The organism is Effusibacillus lacus (assembly GCF_002335525.1).
GTDB lineage: Bacteria > Bacillota > Bacilli > Tumebacillales > Effusibacillaceae > Effusibacillus > Effusibacillus lacus.
Window position 1 is genome coordinate 33,305 of sequence record NZ_BDUF01000049.1, and the last position, 15,733, is coordinate 49,037.

A 15,733-nucleotide genomic window follows, 5' to 3' on the forward strand; every position below is an offset into this window, starting at 1 on the left:
GATATTTTTTTGCGTGAAACCTCCTTATCCTCTCACAAACGGATCCTCTTCCTACCGGATACTGGATCCAATCCTGTTATAAACTACTATTCGGTGTCGTATTAAAAATTTCCTTCTTTACTATAAAAAAAATCTTACCGCCAATTCCCAAGGAGCGACAGGTCCCTGTTCAACGAATCAATCACAATAATTCGATATCTCGATCAGGTTTTGATCCGGATCTCGCAAATAAATGGAATGAATGGTTCCTGTAGCCCCTGTCCGCAGAACAGGCCCTTCTTCAATAATAATGCCGTATTTTGTCACATGTTCAATCACTTCTTGCAACGGAGTCTCGGTTACAAAACATAAGTCTGCAGACCCGGGAATCGGGTGTAATGCCTTCGGTTCAAATTCCTTGCCGACTTGATGAAGATTGATCTTTTGATTTCCAAACCGGAGTGCCCTTCTTCCGTTTCCGAAGATTACAACCTCCATGCCAAGCACTTCTGAATAAAATTTACAAGTCATCTCAATATCCGCTACCGTGAGTACAAAGTGATCCAGTCTGTTGATTTTCATGTGTGCGGCTCCCTAATCTCGTATGGCATCTTCAGAAAAATTCAGTACTTTCAGCATCTCATCTGTGTGCTCGCCAGTCAATGGAGGAAGTGTTCGGTATGACATCCGTGCCCAGATCCCCTAAGAAATCATAGAACAGTAAGGGTCAGCCAAGATTCTTGATAAATCCAGCACTTTCAAACCGGCTAAAGGAAGTGTCATGTGATATTCAATCCCATTTCATGCTGATACTCATGCAGTTCTCCCGTGATTTCAAACTTTGCATCGGTTATCTTTCGCAGCTCTTCCACCGTCATTCCTTTGATCAGTTCCTTAAGAATCAAATGACCATCCGTGAATTCAAAAACTGCAAGGTCTGTAACAATTAATTGGACCGGTCGGATCCCGCTGAGGGGATAATCCAGATGCTTAACGATTTTTGCTTTCCCCTCTTTATTTACATGGGTCATGGCGACAATCACTTTTTTAGTGCCGGCCAGCAAATCCATCGCTCCTCCGACCCCTAGTATCGGCTGATCCGGGATCATCCAGTTTGCAACCAGACCTTCTTGACTGACCTGGAGAGCTCCCAATACAGCTATATCAATGTGTCCGCCGCGAATCATCGCAAATGAGTCAACACTATCAAAAAAGGCTGATCCTTTTTGCAAAGTTACCGGTTTTTTGCTGGCATTCAGTAAATCCCAATCTTCTTCATTTTTTGGCGGGGTGGGTCCCATGCCCAGTAACCCGTTCTCTGTTTGAAAGATAAATGGATGCTCCGCTTCCAATAAGTCAGGTATCAAAGTAGGAATCCCGACTCCCAGATTAATGCAATCACCGAAACGAAACTCCCGAATTACTCTTTTGGCGATCCGCAGTTTTTGTTCACTTGTTCGACTCATCTGACTCCCTCTAATTATTTTTGTTTAATTACCAGAATGTCCACATATACGTGGGGGGTAATGATTTGTTCAGGATCGAGCCACCCGTCATCCACAACTTCGTCCACTTCTGCGATCACCAAATCTGCTGCTGTCGCCATTGCAGGATTGAAATTTCTGGCCGTCCTGTAATAAAGCAAATTTCCCAGTTGATCCGATTTATGAGCTTTGATAAGAGCTACATCTGCACGAAGTCCGACTTCCAGTATATAGCGAACACCATCAATGGTTTTTTCTTCTTTTCCTTTGGCAAGTTCGGTACCGACTCCCGTGCTGGTGTAAAATCCGCCGATTCCCGAGCCTGCGGCACGAATACGTTCAATAAATGTTCCTTGTGGAACCAATTCTATTTCCAGGTCTCCATTTTTCCATTGTTCAACCGCCTCTTTATTGGTTGTAAAATAGGAACCGATTGCTTTCTTGATCCTTTTCTCCCGGATCCATTTTCCCAGACCTTTTCCATCTTCCCCTAAATTGTTGCTAATCACCGTTAATTCTTTCGTATCGGTTTCCAAAAGTGCGTCAATCAAGGTTAAAGGGTGACCGGATAGTCCAAATCCACCGACCATTACGCTTTGTCCGGATTTTATACAACTGATTGCTTCATGGGCAGTTCGAATTTTTGATTGAAGTTTCCGTATCGCAGCCGCCACTTGGATCACTCCCTTCAAAGACTGGATATACGGGTAAAAGGGAATGGGGAAAAGGTGTCGCACGGACACCTTTATACGCTTCAGCCGTCGTCGCAACTCCCGTTTTCAATGGATTCCATTGCAATGTTATTTGACGGGTGATCCATTGTCGTTGGGCGACTGACATTTTGAACTGTATAATTGTGGTCTTCCATAGCGAGTTCCGCTTTTCTTCCGGTAATTATTTCGATAATTTGTATGACTGCCTCTTTGGCACGCGACTTGATTTCCACCTCGGTCAAGGTGGACAAAGGATGGGTGATTTCAACAACACGGAAATCGGGCATTCTTAAAATGTTTATAGAATTCCTGGCTTCCTTGGAAAAAACGGTGGTACAAATAGAAGCTACCGGTATTCCCATACTTTCCAATCCAATCCCATCGTGTACACTACACGAAGTACATGACCCTCAGTCGCCGATCGCAGACACGACAAAGTCACACTTTCGGGCAATCTCTTCCCGCATGTCGCGGTTCGCAGGTGCAGAAAAATTTGGTTTCTTCCATTTGATCACTTCTTTGATATCAAATTGTTCTTTCAGAATGGTCTGCACTTCCGACAATAATTTGTTTGCGTTCCACTTTCCATTGTCCAGCAGCCCCATGACTTTTCCATCCAACGTATCCAAACGTGGCGAAAGCTGTTTCAATTCGGTCTCCACCACACCTGTCGGGATGTAAATTTCTATCATTCGAATCCCTCCATTCTATTTAATGAGCTTGGTTACTGCTTTGCCACCCATCCTCCCCCAACCGGGAACTACGATTGAAAATCTTCCAGCTGGACCTCCTGCGAATAAAATGTGAATGTTTTCCGGATGTGGGACAACCGGTACCAATTCCTCCGGATTCTCTCTATCAATCCACTTCGGCCAATTCTTGTTCCACGTACGTCCGTATCTGCCATTAAACCGTAATTTCTCAATGTTGTTACGGGCATTCTGATACAAGTAATAACGCACGTCTTCCTTGGACCAACCGCCTTTGGAGATGGTGGCGGCATGTTCAGGACCGATCACCACCAGTATTTCTCCCATTACAAAAGTGTTGTTATTGCCCATGGTTGCCATCGTATCTGCAATTGAACGACACACTCCGTACGGATCGTTACTAATGTGGTTCGAAACGCTGTGCGGTGCTTCTCCGCCAATCACCGTCACCGTGCTTTGAGACCGGTCAAATCCATGCTCAACGTGATAGGGCTCCCAGGGACTGTCTTCTTCATTTTCAGCTATACAGTATGTGAACTTCCCCGGGTGTCCAAATGTTGATTGATCTGTTTCACCGGGAATACCACCACCGATATTCATGAGTACCAATCGGAGGGCTCTCCCGATTGTTGCATTTGCCCTAAATCCCTGCCCAAACACATTGCATCCTGAATTGATACCTACTTCGTTTCGGATGGGTCCATTCACAATCATCAACGGACTGACAACATGCGTGGTGGCTTGAATACCGTTCAGATTAAACTGTTCATCACAGGCTGCCTCCACCCCGGCAATGACCACCGGTAAGTACTGGGGCTTACAGCCGGCCATAACTGCATTAATCGCTATATCGCGAACGGTGGCAACAGCCCATCTCGGCGGAACAATGGCAACAACTTGGTCCGGATCTCTTTGAACGTACAGCAGCATTTCATCAACCAGTTCTTTAGTTGGTGGGACAACTGGCAAACCGTCCGTCCAGCCTTCTTGATAGAACCGATCCATTGCTTCTTGCCAGTTTCTTGCTGTAATCGTAGGAATCATTACCAAACTCAACCTCCTCAAGTTGTTTGGAACTGAACCTTCACCTCTGTAATGGGATTGATTCTGAAGATTTAAAATCCATTGAAATTTCCTTGATAACCATGGTAGTTTATAAGGTGTATTGTTTCAAATACCTGTTTTTTATATTTGTATAGCTATTAGCTATATTCGGGGGGCTGCACGTGGAACTTCGACATTTGAGATATTTTGAATCGATTGTTCGTAATAAGAAAATAGTAAAAGCGGCCGATGAGCTGCACATTTCTCAACCCTCTCTGAGTACGCAGTTAAAAGCCTTGGAAAAAGAACTTGGATGTATATTGATTGAGCGGTCATCGAGTGAAATCAAATTAACGGAACCTGGTGTCGTTTTGTACAAACATGCATGCCGAATCCTTCAGCAGTGTAAAGAGGCTTATCAGGAGATTCAAGACTTAAAAGATATAAAGTCCGGAGAGATCCATTTAGGAGCGCTTCCCACCGTGGTAGTATCCTGGCTTCCGGAAGTCCTTTCAGATTTTAAAAAAAAATTCCCGAAAGTGGTGATCCACATTCGAGAGATGGATACTCAGTCCATAAAAGATGCTTTATTGAACTACGACATTCAAATGGGACTCACTTCCCTTTCAGTTTCAGAAGACTATTTGACACAAATGCCTGTTATAGATGAGGAATTGCTATTAATTACTTCAAAAAAAAATCCGTTGTCGCAATACGACATGGTGAATATGGCAGACTTGGCACATGAGCCTTTTATCTTGCATGAGTCTGGTTATCTACTTCGCCAAACGATCCTGAATGCGTGCCGAGCGGCAGGTTTTGAACCTATCGTGGCTTACGAAAGCGGCAGAGTTGAGACGATTCGCAGTTTTGTTTCAGCAGGATTAGGCATTGCATTAATTCCCGAAACTTCGGTAAGATACGGTTTTAAACGTGATCTAAAAGTAATTAAAGTCAAAAATCCCACTCCCCGAAGGGTTTTATGCATTTCGACACACCCAAATCGTTATGTCTCTCCTGCGATGAAGGAATTTCAAAATTGTGTATATAATTTTTTTAAATCCAGATAAACATGGCCGGTTAAACCGGCCATGTTTCTTTTCGGTAAGCCATTTCCCAGAAGGAATATTCATATTGGCTGGAGATGAGAAAATGCTGCTCCATCTTCCGGCGTTCTTCTTCCGTTGCATAGGCGGCCAGTGAGTCAAGACGGGCAATCTGCTCCCGCACCAACTCGGCGAACCAGTCTCCTCCGTACGCGTCAATCCACTTTTGATAAATCGGCTCTGCAGGCTTCGCTCCTTTAAACCGTTCTCCAATCTCCAGGTACAGCCAGTAGCACGGAAGAATCGCCGCTATGATCTCACCGAGTGTCCCGGTGTAAGCGACTGACAGCATATGAGTGGTATAGGCATAGGCGGTTGGAGCCGGTTGAAACTGCGCTTTGTCCTCATCGGTAATTCCCAGATCTGCCGCGAATCCTTCATGCAGCGCCAATTCGGCGTTGTAGGTAGTTTGGGCGTGAAATGCCATCCGGCCGGATGTGTACAGATCCGGCGCTTTGGCAGCCCCCAGCGCCTGTACTTGAGCAAACCTGGAAAGATAGAACGCATCCTGCATCACATAAAATTTGAACCGGTCCAGAGGAAGCGTCCCGTCTGCCACCCCGGTGACAAACGGATGCTGGAAACTTGCTTGCCAGATTGCGTCCGCTTTTTCCCGCAAATACCCGGAGAAGGTTCCGGTTTCTGTTGCAACTGTCATTTCACAATTCCCCCTAAGAAAATAATAGGATCCCGTTTAACCCCAGCACAACGCCAGCGAAAATTGCATCCACCGGTCCTGTCTTCACTTGCCGGTAAAAGGTTCGATCCCGGGAACCGTCAAATCCCTTCGACTCCATCGCAATGGCCACCCGTTCCGCTTTTCGGATTGCCTGCGCCAATAGCGGGATCGTAAACCGCTTCATCATTTCCCATCTGCCGCGAAGCCCCGGCTGCCGGTCCATCCCCCGAATTCTGTGGGCCAGCCTGATTTGCTCCATTTCACTTTTGAACATCGGGACAAAGCGGAACCCGGCCATCAATCCGTAAGCCAGTTTGGGCGGCACCCGCAACTGCTGCATCAGGCTCAGGACAAACAGTGTCACATCGGTCGTCGTGGCACACAGAATTCCATAGGATACGAACACCAACATGCGAAGGGCAACCGTCAATCCCACCATAAGCCCTTCGACGCTCACTCTGTACCAAAGAAACTCGTACAGTACGTGGGCATTGGGAATTCGGGCGAATGCTCCCTGCATCCACACATACATCAGGAAAAAGATCAGGAAGGGCGCCAACCGTTTTGCAATCCTCAACAAGGGAACACCGCCAAACAGCCAGGTGGCCAGAAGGGGAATTGTCAGCAGCAGGGCCATGACAATCGGTTCCCGGGTGAGCAATGTAAGCATCATGCAAACAACCGAGACCAGCAGTTTAACGGACGGGTTCACCCGCTGCAAGGCCTGCATGGAGAAGTCCCCCCTTTCTCTCAAGCAGCGCGCGAACCTTGAAAGCGAGCGGCAGCTCCAGATTGGCGGTCCTCAACAAACCTGACGCTTCGGCCGCTGCAGAATCCTCCGATTCTTCCATCCGGAACAGGTCTGCCGGATGACCGCAATAGAGAAGGTTCCCACCAGCCAGCACCAACACTTTCTGTGCCCGCCGGGCCACCAGTTCCATGTCGTGGGTGACCATGATGAGGGTCCGACCCTGCTGGTGGAGATCGGCCAATTTTTCCTCCAGTTCGAAGGCAGTATGGGCATCCTGGCCAAAGGTGGGTTCATCCAGCAACAGCGCTTCATGAGAAGACAGGAGTGTGGTGGCAACACTCAACCGGCGCTTTTCCCCCTGGCTGAGAGAGAAAGGATTGGCGTTTGCCGCATGAATCAGCCCAAGGTCAACAAGCGTTTCGCGAACCCGTTCCTTGACCTCCGGATTCGTTGGAGCGCCGGTCCCAAACGCCACTTCCTGCCAGACCGTATCGGTGATGAACTGGTGCTCCGGATTTTGAAATACGAATCCCAACAGTTGCGAAATCTCCCGGCCCGAGTACGAATCCAGCGGTCGTTCCTTTAGCCGGATCGTGCCTTCCGACAGGTTCCGTAACCCCATGAGGGCGGAAAGCAGCGTGCTTTTGCCGCATCCATTGGGCCCCACAATCGCAACCCATTCTCCCGCGTTTATGTCAAAACTGATCGGCCCCCACACTTTATGGCCTTTCCCGTATGAGAAAGAGGCATTCTCAGCTCGAAACAGGGGCACTTTCCCAATCGGATCCAAATCCTGAAGAGATGCAGCTGCCGGGCTGGCAGCAGTCAAAGCACCTGTCTCCCGGTCCAACAGCTCCACCAGCTGCGGTACCTGCCCCGAATCAACCGCATCCACGAACTGCTTCGTCGTTGTTGGAAAAGGAGCCGTCGGATTCAACCGGCTCGACCACTTCCAAAGTGTCGGCTGCCAGATGCCATAGGCCCGAATCTCTGCCTGCCTCCGGCGAAACACTTCCCCTGGCATTCCTTCATCAAGAAGTCTCCCGTCCGGCCCCAGCAGCACAGCCCGATCGACCCAATCGATGACCCCTTCCACCTTGTGTTCAATGATCAGCAGGGTCTTGCTTTCGGTTTGCTTCAATTCCCGAATGGCCCGCAATACATCCCGGGTCGAAGCCGGATCCAGATTGGCCGTCGGCTCGTCGAAGATATAGATGTCCGGCTCCATTGCCAGCAAACAGGCCATCGCCAGCTTCTGCTTCATGCCGCCGGACATCTCAGCTGAATTCCGGCGCTTCCAGGACATCAGGCCAAACCGTTCCAAGGCCGCATCGATACGAGTTTCCATTTCCCGACGGGGAATGCGGATGTTTTCCAATCCGAAGGCAATCTCATCTTCAGCCGTCAGCATACAGAACTGGGCCTCGGGGTCCTGAAACAGCATGCCCACCCGTCCTTCCACCCGCACGTTGCCGGTGACAACCGCTTCTATGGAGCGAGGAATCAAGCCACCCAGAACATATCCGAGTGTACTCTTTCCCGACCCGCTTGGTCCAAGCAGCAGGACCGATTCCCCCTTGCGGATGGACAGATGGATCTGATCCAGCACTTTTCGCTCCGGTGCATCCGGGAATGCAAGGCTTACTCCCTCAACCGCACACTGTTTCGCAGAATCAGAATGCATTCGAATTGTTTCGTGTATCCCGGATGATTGCATAGCCGTTTAATACCCCCGTACGCGCCAGCAGGTCAGCCACCGCTTTGCCAAGCAATCCGGCCAGGATGGCGCCGCTCACCAAGCGGATGCAGAAAGCCGCAATCAGCATGCCGGTGCTCATGGTTTCAAGGGAAGCTTTGGCAAATTCGTAGACGAAACTGCCTGCTGCCGGAAAAATTCCAGCCAGCAGCAATACGGGTACGGTATACTTGCGATACCCGAACAATGCAAACGCCAACTCGGACAATGCGCCTTGAATGGCCGCCGATATCAACATCTGGGGACCAAACTGGCTTCCCAACATCAATTCTGCCAGAGCGGCCACCATCTCCGCCGTGAAAGCAGCCCCCGGTTTGCGCACAATGTAGGCTACCAGTACGCTTGCCACAAACCACAAACCATAGACAGCCTCGCCGCCAGCAGGGCCAAACACCCCGTTCAACCCGAGCCATACATTCCCCCAGGGCATATACACAATTCCGCAAACGATCGACAGCACCACCATAATTACGATTTCACGCATGTTCCAATTTTTCATAAAGGACGATTCCTCCCAAAGTTTACTGCCCTCAAAACCAAAAACCGCTTTCCGGGCAGGAAAGCGGCGCATACGCAAACAATCTGTGTCTCACCCACTTCCCTACGATGGTACTAACCAACAGGTTCCAAGGGTTGGCGATCCTTCAATCCGGTCGCCTCTCAGCCTTGCAATCGGCACCCCTAGTGGCAAAGTTTTGAACTTTACCAAAACAGTAACACACATGAAAAGAAAATGGAAGGGGGGCAAATTTCTCCTTTGTCCTTGTTTTTCACAAAGTTTTCCGCTACAAAAAGAGGTAACCAGTATTTGTTACAATCATCACAAAGTGGAATGGAAAAAAAAGGGGGAATCCCAATGAGCACGTTGGCAGGTACTGCGCCAACTTACAGGAAACTGCTGTGGATTGCCGGAATCGGCTGGTTGTTTGACGCAATGGATGTAGGGCTGGCATCGTTCGTGTTCGCGGCTTTGAAAGTCGACTGGAAGTTGGCTCCCGAACAAATCAGCTGGTTGGGAAGCATCAACGGCATTGGAATGGCTGTCGGAGCGTTGTTGGCTGGCGTGATGGCAGACCGGATCGGACGGAAGCCGATATTCATTCTGACACTCTTGATGTTCAGCATGGCCAGCGGACTTTCGGCACTGGCTACAGGGTTTGCCATGCTGGCCCTGCTTCGTTTCCTTATTGGGATGGGGCTTGGCGGTGAATTGCCGGTTGCATCCACGCTGGTATCGGAGAGCGTGCCAGCTGGGGAGAGGGGTAAAGTGGTGGTTCTGCTTGAAAGCTTCTGGGCGGGCGGCTGGATTCTTTCCGCACTTGTCGGTTTCTATGTCATTCCCAAGTATGGCTGGCAAGTTGCGATGCTTGTTGGGGCGGTTCCTGCCCTTTATGCGGTCTACCTGCGCTGGAGCCTGCCCGACTCCCCGCGACTGCAAGCACCTGCCATGCGGGAGAGACGGTCTGTATGGCAGAACATGACTGCCGTCTGGTCCCGTGAATATGCCCGTCGCACGTTTATGCTCTGGATTCTGTGGTTTTGCGTGGTGTTTTCCTATTACGGCATCTTCTTGTGGCTCCCGACTGTGATGACGATGAAAGGGTTTGGGCTGATCAAGAGCTTCCAATATGTGCTGATCATGACCCTGGCCCAACTTCCGGGTTATTTCAGCGCTGCCTGGTTGATTGAGCGCATGGGCCGCAAGTTTGTGCTCGTCACCTACCTTGCAGCCACAGCCATAAGCGCCTATGCTTTCGGCTACGCAACCTCCATTGCCGGCTTGCTGACAGCCGGAATTCTGTTATCTTTCTTTAATCTTGGCGCCTGGGGTGCGCTCTACGCGTATACCCCGGAACAGTATCCGACCCGATTCCGGACCACCGGTGCCGGAATGGCTGCCGCTTTCGGCCGGGTAGGCGGAATTCTGGGACCGCTGGTGATTGGGTATCTTGCGGCTGCAAAAGTATCGTTTCCCGTCATTTTCGGCATTTTCTTTGGAGTCACTCTGGTGGGTGCCCTGGCGGTTCTGGTGTTGGGCCGGGAAACCCGTGCGGAAGAACTGGTGGACTGATTGAACCACATACCATCTTCCAGCACTCCGGCTGCAAGCAAAACCTCTTCCAAAGCAAGATGGCTTATCTTACTGATTACCCTTGCAATGCTTGGGTGGTTTGTTTATTCCAGACGCGGTGATCTTGCCCTGCTGCCCCAATATTTGCGACAGGTTACAGTTGGGAACCTTGCCGAACTGGCTTCCCTGGAGTTCCTCTTTCTGGCTTTGGCGGCTCAATCCAACCGGCTCGTCTACCGGTCAATCGGCGTCAACAATTCGTTGTTGGAGCAATTGCAATTGCTGGTGGCAGCCAGTACGGTCGAACGTCTGCTGCCAAGCGGGGGAGCGGCCGGCATGAGTTCCTATGTGTGGCTGGCCCATGGAAGAGGAATCCCTGTATCCGAATCCATCAGGATGACGGCCACCACTTTTGTCATGGGGTATCTGCAAATTGTGCCGCTCTTGATAGTCCCGCTGTTCTGGATTGACTCCTATAACTTTCCTTTCAACGAAGCGGTGGTTCTGGTGGTTGTTTCCGCCGGCTTTGTAATCTTGGCAGCCGGCCTGGCCCTGTTGATTGGTTCTCAACGTTTTCTTGATTGGATAAGCAATCTTCAGTTTGTTTCCCGGTTTCCCAGGGTGATTGCATCGCTCGTTGCAGGTCGTGATCATGTCAGGTTCAGTTGGCGCAACCGGCGGGAGCTTCTGCCTCCACTTCTCTTATTGTGGAGCTTGTACCCGGTCAGGATCGCGATGCTGGAGGCCTGTTTTTCCGCCTTCCATACACAGGTTTCCCTGCCGCTTCTTTGGGCAGGGTACAGTTTGACAATTCTTATTTCCTTTTTGACCTTCCTCCCCACGACACTGGGAGTGTTCGAACTCTCGATGGTGGGAACCTTTGCCCTGTTGGGAGTTCCTACCGATCTGGCGACAGCCGTCACCTTGTTGTACCGGGCGTTTACCTATTGGCTGCCCGTGCCGTTGGGATTGTTGGCCTGGTGGAACCTGCGAAGGAGAGTGGTTTCCTCTGAATACCGAAATCAGTAAGAATACAAGAGTGACAGGTAACAACCAGCTTCGCAAGGGGGACGAAACACGATCCGCTCCAGCAAAACCCCAATCAGATACAAGAGTGACAGACAGCAACCAAATTCGCAAGCAGACGGAAGTGGGAGACGTCAACGAACTTTGTAAGGAGAAGGCTGCGGAAAGCGCTAACGGACTTCCCAAGGAGAAAGTTTTCGGATCTGACAATAAACCAAGAAGGGTTGGACTGGCCTTGGCCGGTGGCGGGGTGTCAGGTTCTGCCGGCATTGGTGTAATCCAAGCGCTGGAAGAAGCCGGAATTACGGTGACTCATGTTGCGGGCACCAGTTCGGGAGCTATGGTTGCCGCACTCTATGCGTACGGTTATTCCGTCGAAGACATGAAACTGGCAATGCCGCGATTTTCCAAACGGCATCTTGATTACAACTGGAAAGCCATCCTTGCCAAAATCCTGATGAGACGACCCTACCTGGACGGATGGATCAAAGGGGAGCGCCTGCAATCCCTTATCACTGAGTTGACCGACGGACAACCGCTTTCCGCTCTGCGTGTGCCCTGCGGAATTGTCGCCACCGAGCTTCGAACCGGGCAACCTGTAGTATTTTCCCAAGAACCGGTACCCGGCTACCGAACAGAATCAGATATCACCATAGCCCAAGCGGTCTTAGCAAGTTGCTCAATTCCCGTAATCTTTCAGCCTGTACGGTGGAACGGCTACATCCTCACCGACGGCGGCGTGTCATTAAACTGTCCCGTCCGTTTGGTTCGGGCACTGGGCGCGGAACGGGTGATCGCCGTCGATACGGTAACCGCTTTTGCCAACAGCGATGTCGGGCAGCTACGATCCGGCCTTTCAATCTTCGCCCATGTGATCAACCTGAACCTGCGAGATCAAATGGCGCACGAGCATCAATATGCGGATCTCTCCCTGCATCCTCATGTCGGATATGTGGGAGCGCTTGACTTCCATAAGGTGGAACAGTGCGTGGAGGCGGGGTACCATTATGCAAGGGAGCGGATGGATGAGATCTTGACCGCTATCTAAGGTAGGACGGGCCACAGGCCCGCTAAGCAACCTCGGCTGTCGTGATACCGGTACCCAGTGCCGTTAAACACCCTCGGCTGTCTTGATACCGGCACCCAGTGCCGTTAAACACCCTCGGCTGTCGTGATACCGGCACCCAATGCCGTTAAACACCTTCGGCTGTCGTGATACCGGCACCCAGTGCCGTTAAACACCCTCGGCTGTCTTGATACCGGCACCCAGTGCCGTTAAACACCCTTGGCTGTCATGATAACGGCACCCAGTGCCGCTAAACACCCTCGGTTGTCGTGATACCGGCACCCAGTGCCGCTAAACACCTTCGGCTGTCGCGATACCGGCACCCAGTGCCGCTAAACACCTTCGGCTGTCGCGATACCGGCACCCAGTGCCGCTAAACACCCTCGGCTGTCGCGATACCGGCACCCAGTGCCGCTAAACACCCTCGGCTGTCGCGATACCGGCACCCAGTGCCGCTAAACACCTTCGGCTGTCGCGATACCGGCACCCAGTGCCGTTAAACACCCTCGGCTGTCTTGATAACGGCACCCAGTGCCGCTAAACACCTTCGGCTGTCGTGATAACGGCATCCAGTGCCGTTATTGTGAACCAAAAGACCCCGGAGAAAGGAATAACGGTACCCTGTGCCGTTATTCCGAGCCAAGTGACCTGGAGAAGGGAACGGCACCAAATACCTGAAAATCACCTATTCCAAGAGATGGCAAGGCTACGCCCGTATTGTTAACATAGTCCAGAAGACCGACTCCAACTCGCTCCGACTCCTATAAAGAGGCCTACCACCACTTCAAAAGAGGCCTACCACCACTTCAAAAGAGGCCTAATCACCACTTGTCTACAACAGTCACTCCAACATTGCCATACTCCGTCATCGAAGCCAGTATATCGCTGACTTCCTCCAGAGAGATCGTATTTGTCACCAGATCCCCGGGGCGCAATTTGCCTTTTTCCACCATTTGCAGCATTTCGGGGTATCTGGATGCCTGCATCCCCAAGGATCCCACAATTTCCAACTCAAACAGCACAATCAAATCAATCGGCAAAGCGATCATTCCTTGTGCTTCCCGGGTGGTTAACCCGATTTGCAGATGGCGCCCCCGTTTCCGCAAGCCTAGAAGGGAGGACTGGCAAGTGGCAGCGACCCCCAGAGCATCAATCGATACATGTGCTCCGCCTTTTGTAATCTCCTTGATGGCCTCGGGTGCCACTTCCTTTTGGGCGTTGACTGTTGCAACAGCCCCCAACTTCCGCGCAAACTCCAGCTTGTCATCCCCGATGTCGACAGCAATGACATTGGCTCCCATCGCAGTCGCAATTTGCACAGCCGACAGGCCTACCCCGCCGCATCCATGTACCGCCACCCATTCCCCGGGGCGAACTTTGGCCTGATCCACAACTCCATGAAAAGCGGTCATGAACCGGCAGCCCATGCCTGCAGCTTCCACTAATCCCACTCCGTCGGGCAGATTCACCAGATTGACATCCGCGTTCGGAATGTGGACATAGCGGCCGAAACCGCCCCAATAGGAGAACCCGGGCATCACAATGTGATCGCAGATGTTTTGGTGACCCGACTTGCACTGGGCACAAGTGCCGTCCCCCTGGCTGAAAGGAACGATCACCCTGTCCCCTTTGCGGAAGTGCTTTACATCCCGTCCCACTTCCTCCACAACACCTGTAAATTCATGTCCCAGCACATGCGGCAGCGGGAGTTGAATGCCGATCCAGTCCCAATCTCCTACCCACGCATGCCAGTCGCTGCGGCAAACTCCGTTGGCTTCCACCCTGATGATGGCTCCGTCAGGTGCCAATTCCGGATCCTGCACTTCCCGCACAACCAGTGGTTTCTTCAGTTCTTCAAGTACAGCCGCCTTCATTTGATCCCCCCCAATTCATTTTGACGTCCAGACGAATAAAAATTCTGTCACACAATTCTATGACAGGTTGGCGGGTGTTAGAAGTGTGGACCGGTCGTCTGGGGGGTAGAACGGCAACAATGAATCTGTCCCAAAATTGATTGTTTGGAAACTTCCTGGTCAGGTCAGAAGCCATGAGGAAAATAACCATATTGAAAAATAGTGGTGATTTTCAATGTTATTTTGCAAATCTAGGGGGGGAGTTATCGAAATAGTGGTGATTATCAACGTTATTCGGAGATTCGACAAGTTTAGCGGCGAAACCACCGTTATTTTCGAAATCATACCCTAAACGGGCTGTCTCATGGCTTTGGGGACAGCCCGCAAATCCCTTTCAAGTCCTCATAATAGGATTTTAGATTCATGTAGAAATGGAGCAAGGACGCCCTGGTCGTGAATTCCAAACGATTTTTCGGCAGGTCCATCCGCTCGAACAATTGATCCAAATTTCCAATCGCCCGGTCAATCAGCGAAAAATGGGCTGGCCTGCCATGAAACACCCTTGCCTGTGCAAGCAGCACAACATTCAGCAAACGGCTAACCCAGGGGATTGGTTCCACCCAAATTTCCACCTTTTCCAGCGTTTCGTTCAATCGGAGGAGATGATTGCTTAACAGTTCCATCTGCCGGAGGGTTCGGATCGCTTGTTGGGTTTCCCGTCCTTTGATTGGATAAAACCTTTGATCCTCAAACATCAGTTCCGCATAATGACGCGCCTCTTGAATATAAGTGCGAACCTCTTTCACCTGCCGGGCAAAGTCCTGTTTGGACATCCTCTGGTCAAATCGATCCAGATCGTTCAGAATCATGTAAAACAATCCCCGCAGCATGCCCTCAGACCGGTTGAGCAGTTCCTCAAGTTTGTGCTCATAACGGGGAACCGCCATCAAATTGACGATGATGGAACATCCGATTCCGATCAGGACAATGGACATCTGTTTGCTGGCATGCACCACCAACTCTCCTTCGAAAGTGGAGAAAGAGTTTAAGGCCGTGACAATTGAAATAAGAATGGTATCCCGCCAACCCAGCCGCAAATGAATGATAAACAAAGCATAAACCAGCACCGCGCCAATAAAAGGGTGGGTGCCGAAATAATAAGCCGCCAGGTTACCGCCCAAAGTGCCGATAAATGAGGAAAAAACCTGGTATTTGGCCAATCCGAAGGATCGGGTCAGCGATTTCTGCGTAGCCAATACGGCAATCAACGCGGCATAGGTGTACCCGGGATAGTGCAAGAAGGAGGCCAAATAGAGGGCAAGTCCTGCCGCGATTGAGGTTTTGACCACACGAGCGCCCAAGAATAATTTTACCAAATGTGTCATGCCATTCACCTAAACAGTAGTTCGACACAATTCAAAAGAATCCTTGCCCTTCGACATTTCCCGGGAAAATATGACAGATGCTGTCCATACAATCGCTTGTCCACGGGTAT

Annotated in this window: 15 protein-coding genes, 1 pseudogene and 1 riboswitch; of the genes and pseudogenes, 4 read left to right on the forward strand and 12 right to left on the reverse strand. The window is 50.7% G+C overall.

Annotated features, from left to right (window positions below):
• Nucleotides 1-177 precede the first annotated feature (177 nt).
• The 6 genes and pseudogenes from EFBL_RS09140 to EFBL_RS09165 all read right to left on the reverse strand — a co-directional run bounded on the left by EFBL_RS09140 (nucleotide 178) and on the right by EFBL_RS09165 (nucleotide 3,930).
• Nucleotides 178-561: a VOC family protein gene (locus tag EFBL_RS09140; protein WP_096181834.1), complete on the reverse strand. Its 384-nt coding sequence runs from the start codon at nucleotides 559-561 to the stop codon at nucleotides 178-180.
• A gap of 97 nt (nucleotides 562-658) precedes the next feature.
• A pseudogene (locus EFBL_RS22070) lies at nucleotides 659-762 on the reverse strand (CoA transferase); the annotation flags it as partial.
• On the reverse strand, nucleotides 759-1,445 hold the full coding sequence (locus tag EFBL_RS09145; RefSeq protein ID WP_096181835.1) for a 3-oxoacid CoA-transferase subunit B: 687 nt from the start codon (nucleotides 1,443-1,445) through the stop codon (nucleotides 759-761). The gene EFBL_RS09145 and the pseudogene EFBL_RS22070, both read right to left, overlap by 4 nt.
• A gap of 14 nt (nucleotides 1,446-1,459) precedes the next feature.
• Nucleotides 1,460-2,137 (reverse strand): CoA transferase subunit A, encoded by a 678-nt coding sequence (locus EFBL_RS09150; protein ID WP_269432688.1) that lies wholly within the window; start codon nucleotides 2,135-2,137, stop codon nucleotides 1,460-1,462.
• 80 nt (nucleotides 2,138-2,217) lie between these two features.
• A complete protein-coding gene (locus EFBL_RS21735) occupies nucleotides 2,218-2,868 on the reverse strand; it encodes a UGSC family (seleno)protein (RefSeq protein ID WP_273701389.1) in 651 nt (216 codons plus the stop codon).
• Nucleotides 2,869-2,883: 15 nt separating this feature from the next.
• A complete protein-coding gene (locus EFBL_RS09165; protein ID WP_096181869.1) occupies nucleotides 2,884-3,930 on the reverse strand; it encodes a hypothetical protein in 1,047 nt (348 codons plus the stop codon).
• 182 nt (nucleotides 3,931-4,112) lie between these two features.
• Here EFBL_RS09165 and EFBL_RS09170 point away from each other — a divergent pair, with 182 nt between their 5' ends.
• Nucleotides 4,113-5,000 carry a LysR family transcriptional regulator gene (locus EFBL_RS09170; RefSeq protein WP_096181838.1) on the forward strand — a complete coding sequence of 296 codons (888 nt, stop codon included), beginning with the start codon at nucleotides 4,113-4,115 and terminating at the stop codon, nucleotides 4,998-5,000.
• Nucleotides 5,001-5,010: 10 nt separating this feature from the next.
• Here EFBL_RS09170 and tenA read toward each other — a convergent pair whose 3' ends face one another.
• Genes tenA through EFBL_RS09190 form a run of 4 tightly spaced genes read right to left on the reverse strand, consistent with a single transcriptional unit; the run spans nucleotide 5,011 to nucleotide 8,721 of the window.
• Complete coding sequence (gene tenA / locus EFBL_RS09175; RefSeq protein WP_096181839.1) at nucleotides 5,011-5,694, reverse strand: thiaminase II; 684 nt, start codon at nucleotides 5,692-5,694, stop codon at nucleotides 5,011-5,013.
• Nucleotides 5,695-5,707: 13 nt separating this feature from the next.
• On the reverse strand, nucleotides 5,708-6,445 hold the full coding sequence (locus EFBL_RS09180) for an energy-coupling factor transporter transmembrane component T family protein (protein WP_096181840.1): 738 nt from the start codon (nucleotides 6,443-6,445) through the stop codon (nucleotides 5,708-5,710).
• Nucleotides 6,411-8,150 carry an ABC transporter ATP-binding protein gene (locus tag EFBL_RS09185; protein WP_165912664.1) on the reverse strand — a complete coding sequence of 580 codons (1,740 nt, stop codon included), beginning with the start codon at nucleotides 8,148-8,150 and terminating at the stop codon, nucleotides 6,411-6,413. Before EFBL_RS09185 ends, EFBL_RS09180 begins: the two co-directional genes overlap by 35 nt.
• Nucleotides 8,140-8,721, reverse strand: coding sequence for an ECF transporter S component (locus EFBL_RS09190; protein WP_165912665.1), 582 nt, complete (start codon nucleotides 8,719-8,721; stop codon nucleotides 8,140-8,142). The genes EFBL_RS09185 and EFBL_RS09190 overlap by 11 nt, the downstream gene beginning before the upstream one ends.
• Before the next feature lie 82 nt (nucleotides 8,722-8,803).
• A riboswitch (TPP riboswitch) is annotated at nucleotides 8,804-8,915 on the reverse strand.
• A 163-nt stretch (nucleotides 8,916-9,078) separates the two neighbouring features.
• Here EFBL_RS09190 and EFBL_RS09195 point away from each other — a divergent pair.
• The 3 genes from EFBL_RS09195 to EFBL_RS09205 all read left to right on the forward strand — a co-directional run bounded on the left by EFBL_RS09195 (nucleotide 9,079) and on the right by EFBL_RS09205 (nucleotide 12,367).
• Nucleotides 9,079-10,293 carry an MFS transporter gene (locus tag EFBL_RS09195; protein ID WP_096181843.1) on the forward strand — a complete coding sequence of 405 codons (1,215 nt, stop codon included), beginning with the start codon at nucleotides 9,079-9,081 and terminating at the stop codon, nucleotides 10,291-10,293.
• Nucleotides 10,294-11,322, forward strand: coding sequence for a lysylphosphatidylglycerol synthase transmembrane domain-containing protein (locus tag EFBL_RS09200; RefSeq protein ID WP_096181844.1), 1,029 nt, complete (start codon nucleotides 10,294-10,296; stop codon nucleotides 11,320-11,322). It abuts the gene before it with no gap.
• Between the two features lie 85 nt (nucleotides 11,323-11,407).
• On the forward strand, nucleotides 11,408-12,367 hold the full coding sequence (locus tag EFBL_RS09205; RefSeq protein ID WP_165912666.1) for a patatin-like phospholipase family protein: 960 nt from the start codon (nucleotides 11,408-11,410) through the stop codon (nucleotides 12,365-12,367).
• 839 nt (nucleotides 12,368-13,206) lie between these two features.
• Here EFBL_RS09205 and EFBL_RS09210 read toward each other — a convergent pair.
• Nucleotides 13,207-14,259, reverse strand: a complete 1,053-nt coding sequence (locus tag EFBL_RS09210) for a zinc-dependent alcohol dehydrogenase family protein (RefSeq protein WP_096181845.1) — start codon at nucleotides 14,257-14,259, stop codon at nucleotides 13,207-13,209.
• A gap of 341 nt (nucleotides 14,260-14,600) precedes the next feature.
• A complete protein-coding gene (locus EFBL_RS09215; RefSeq protein ID WP_096181846.1) occupies nucleotides 14,601-15,623 on the reverse strand; it encodes an aromatic acid exporter family protein in 1,023 nt (340 codons plus the stop codon).
• Nucleotides 15,624-15,733 lie beyond the last annotated feature (110 nt).

What these genes read in the sequence shown, in the direction of transcription:
- EFBL_RS09140 (WP_096181834.1), bottom strand. Translation starts at nt 561, where the DNA reads ATGAAAATCAACAGACTGGATCACTTTGTACTCACGGTAGCGGATATT.
- EFBL_RS09145 (WP_096181835.1), bottom strand. Translation starts at nt 1,445, where the DNA reads ATGAGTCGAACAAGTGAACAAAAACTGCGGATCGCCAAAAGAGTAATT.
- EFBL_RS09165 (WP_096181869.1), bottom strand. Translation starts at nt 3,930, where the DNA reads ATGATTCCTACGATTACAGCAAGAAACTGGCAAGAAGCAATGGATCGG.
- tenA (WP_096181839.1), bottom strand. Translation starts at nt 5,694, where the DNA reads ATGACAGTTGCAACAGAAACCGGAACCTTCTCCGGGTATTTGCGGGAA.
- EFBL_RS09180 (WP_096181840.1), bottom strand. Translation starts at nt 6,445, where the DNA reads ATGCAGGCCTTGCAGCGGGTGAACCCGTCCGTTAAACTGCTGGTCTCG.
- EFBL_RS09185 (WP_165912664.1), bottom strand. Translation starts at nt 8,150, where the DNA reads ATGCATTCTGATTCTGCGAAACAGTGTGCGGTTGAGGGAGTAAGCCTT.
- EFBL_RS09190 (WP_165912665.1), bottom strand. Translation starts at nt 8,721, where the DNA reads ATGAAAAATTGGAACATGCGTGAAATCGTAATTATGGTGGTGCTGTCG.
- EFBL_RS09195 (WP_096181843.1), top strand. Translation starts at nt 9,079, where the DNA reads ATGAGCACGTTGGCAGGTACTGCGCCAACTTACAGGAAACTGCTGTGG.
- EFBL_RS09210 (WP_096181845.1), bottom strand. Translation starts at nt 14,259, where the DNA reads ATGAAGGCGGCTGTACTTGAAGAACTGAAGAAACCACTGGTTGTGCGG.
- EFBL_RS09215 (WP_096181846.1), bottom strand. Translation starts at nt 15,623, where the DNA reads ATGACACATTTGGTAAAATTATTCTTGGGCGCTCGTGTGGTCAAAACC.